This window comes from uncultured Cyclobacterium sp., assembly GCF_963976465.1.
Lineage (GTDB): Bacteria > Bacteroidota > Bacteroidia > Cytophagales > Cyclobacteriaceae > Cyclobacterium.
The window spans coordinates 1-2,925 of the sequence record NZ_CAXBOC010000612.1 but is presented as its reverse complement, the minus strand read 5'-3'; the positions used below and the strand labels follow the sequence as shown (position 1 = coordinate 2,925).

The 2,925-nt window shown below is 36.0% G+C and carries 3 protein-coding genes; all 3 read right to left on the bottom strand.

Features of this window, described 5'->3' with window-relative positions; translation table 11 throughout:
* Positions 1-385: 385 nt before the first annotated feature.
* A complete protein-coding gene (locus tag AAC037_RS22925; RefSeq protein ID WP_339905900.1) occupies positions 386-583 on the bottom strand; it encodes a hypothetical protein in 198 nt (65 codons plus the stop codon).
* Entirely contained in the window at positions 573-1,412 is an 840-nt protein-coding gene (locus tag AAC037_RS22920) for a class I SAM-dependent methyltransferase (RefSeq protein ID WP_339905899.1), read from the bottom strand. Before AAC037_RS22920 ends, AAC037_RS22925 begins: the two co-directional genes overlap by 11 nt.
* A 543-nt stretch (positions 1,413-1,955) precedes the next feature.
* A complete protein-coding gene (locus AAC037_RS22915; protein WP_339905898.1) occupies positions 1,956-2,564 on the bottom strand; it encodes a DUF975 family protein in 609 nt (202 codons plus the stop codon).
* Between the last annotated feature and the right edge of the window lie 361 nt (positions 2,565-2,925).

Below are 2,925 nucleotides of genomic sequence, written 5' to 3'. Positions count from 1 at the left end.
GCAGGGGCTATTGCCCCTGCCTACAAAAATGTCACCCCTGACCGGGGTTTTATGCTTTCATGTATTTAAAGAGTAGGTTAATAAGAAAGCAACAGTTTTCCAAAAAAAAATAATGTGGAGGAAAAGAAGTAATTTCTAGTTTGGATTTTAGGTGGTCGAAATTTTGTCAGTAATGTTGCAGAAAAAGGCAACAATACTGACAAAATCAATTTTAGTTAAAATACTTAGCCAGGGGTTATTTACCCCTAGCTAAATAAATTACCTATGAACGTAATTTTATGCATTGAATAAGGCTCAATATTAAGCGCATTCAAAGGGTTGGAATGAAAAGTAGAACCATGAAATAGAAATTCCCCTGATCCTTCAGGGGGAATTACACAGGGTTTTATTTTTTCTTTGTCTTCATAAGCGAATAATTACAGACTCCTTTGCGCTCGTATTTGATTTTATTTTCGGATAGGAGCAAAGCCAATATAGCTTGGGTTTCTTGCTCATCAAGACCAATTTGTTCTCCCAAATCTATTTCATTGTGCTGTCCTCTGTTTGCTGACAATGCTTGGAAGTATTGTACTTTATTTTTCATAGGGCGATTTTTTTTTAATTGCGATCATCATGTGTGGACTAAAAGGCAGTAGGTTGCCATCCTTTTCAGTGAGCTGAATTAGTTCTAACAATGTTTTTCTTCTTTCACTATTTTCCATGTTGGCAAAATAATTCTTGTCTAACCAGGCCATACCTTCCACTGCATAAGTATTCAAATGGATAAATCCCTGACTCAAAAACTCTTCTTTGAGCTGCGGGGGATTGTGATAATAAGCTTCAGCCAATAACCATGGAAAATCAAGGGGTGGGTTGTGTATTCCTGAAGTTAATTCTTCTTTGCACATTTCGAAAAATGATTTTTTGTGAATCAAACCATTTAGTAGGCCTACCAAAGTTGAGGCCGTATAGTTGATTGCAAAACCCAAAACAATACCGTTGTTTTTTAAAACCCGTTTTGCTTCACGAACCGTTAATTCCCTGTCTTCCTTTTTTTGAAGGTGGTAAAGTGGTCCGTGGAGAATGATTAGGTCAGCGAAATTACTTGGAAATTCTAATTTTCGAGATTCTCCTTGATGTACATGAAATTTATTGCCCCGTTTATTGGCTCTTTTTAAGGCGATTTTAATGTGCTTATCAACCGGTTCTACCATATGAACTTTATGTTCTTTTTGCGCAAGCCATGCTGAATATTTTCCGGTACCGCCACCAACATCGATGATGCAGGAAGAAGTAGCAGGCAGGTATTTGGCGATAAGTGATTTTGTTCTTTCAAATTCAAATAAGCCCATACCTTTGTCCAGTCGGGTTTCTTCAGAAGCTTTGGTGTAGAAATGGTTGATGCTTTTATTGATGAACTGTTTACTTTTCATTTTAAATATAAATGTCCTGCAGATCTATAAATGTTGAAAACATTTAAAATCAATGCGACAATTGATTAAATAATTAAAAAGGGTGTGATTATCTGTTCATAGGAGATCAGGAGATTCCCATGGAGCAATTGCTCGTCAAACGAGTTTGCCTTTTAAAAAAGACACAGATGATATGTTGATTTCAGTAAAACAGATGATAAAGGTAGGGGATTAGATTTAATTTTTCCTGATTTTCCTGGTTTTTTTAAGATGGCGTTACTATTCGATTTAGGTTAAGATTTTGTCAGTATTGTTGCAGAAAAAAAAGCAACAATACCGCCAAAATCAGTTGGCGTACTTACCATTTTGCAGGGGCTATTGCCCCTGCCTACAAAAATGTCACCCCTGACCGGGGTTTTATGTTTATTCGAAATTATAGGCTATCAATAGTTAAATTGGCTGAGTTAAAAAAAGAAAACCAAGTCCCTTGACAATATTCAAGGGACTTGGTTTGTTGATTTTTTTTTCTTCGAGATAGCTTTACGCTTTGTAAGTAAATTGATTTTAGATAACCTCAGGGATGACATTCCTGTTTTTTATGTCCATATAAAATTTAGCCAGGGTCACATTGGCAAAGGGGATAAACCACAAAAATCCAATTCCCAAGGTAAGAATACAAAGCAAAGCCATACCAAGAAACATCAAGAACATAAGGAAAAGCTTCATTTTGTAACCATTCATCATTTGCTTGCTTTTGTCAATGGCATCCAGTGGGCCGATGTTTGGGTCATCAGCGATGATATAGAAAGTCATGGCATAGGAAAGGGCCGCAATGATTCCGGGTATTATCAGCAAAAGCATCCATAGAAGTATAAAAATGAACATCAATAAATAGGCCCCTAAAGCTGTACCAAAGTTATTGAAGCCATCAAATATTTGCTGAAGCCTGGCATTTTGATTGCGGGCAATACTCAGTGAGAAATAGGCCAAGCCTAGTGTCATAGGTCCTGTAATTAACAAGGTTCCCAAGGCTATCATCGGATAGTAATCTGCCATTCCTTGTAAAAAGCCCATGATAAACATATACAAAAGAAAAGTACCTATGGCCAATCCCCAATTTCCCTTTAAAGAGGCTTTTGCTATTTTCATTAATTCTACATTCTCAGTTCCCATATTTTATTTTGTTCAGGTTTAAATGGCAAGGTAGCATTTGTTCTTTTATAATAGTAGGTGAAATCCTATCACAGGGCTAAGCCCTTAGGATTGAATATAGGTTAAATTTTAGACGAGACCAATAGTTTGAAATATAATTTTCTATTTTGGTGCGTTTTGATATCATACCGGATCCTGAGCGGAGTCGAGTAGGTAATACGGATACGTCACCCTTTGGCTTCGGCTCCGCTCAGCCGCCGGGTTTTCTATTTGCTTAATAGTTTTTGAAATTCATGATTAGGATTAAATAACTTTGTTTTTAGTTTTATTATTATTATTATTATTATTATTATTATGAATAATTAAAATAATCCTAAAGAAA

Coding starts and splice junctions, on each gene's coding strand:
- AAC037_RS22925 (WP_339905900.1), bottom strand. CDS start 583: ATGAAAAATAAAGTACAATACTTCCAAGCATTGTCAGCAAACAGAGGA.
- AAC037_RS22920 (WP_339905899.1), bottom strand. CDS start 1,412: ATGAAAAGTAAACAGTTCATCAATAAAAGCATCAACCATTTCTACACC.
- AAC037_RS22915 (WP_339905898.1), bottom strand. CDS start 2,564: ATGGGAACTGAGAATGTAGAATTAATGAAAATAGCAAAAGCCTCTTTA.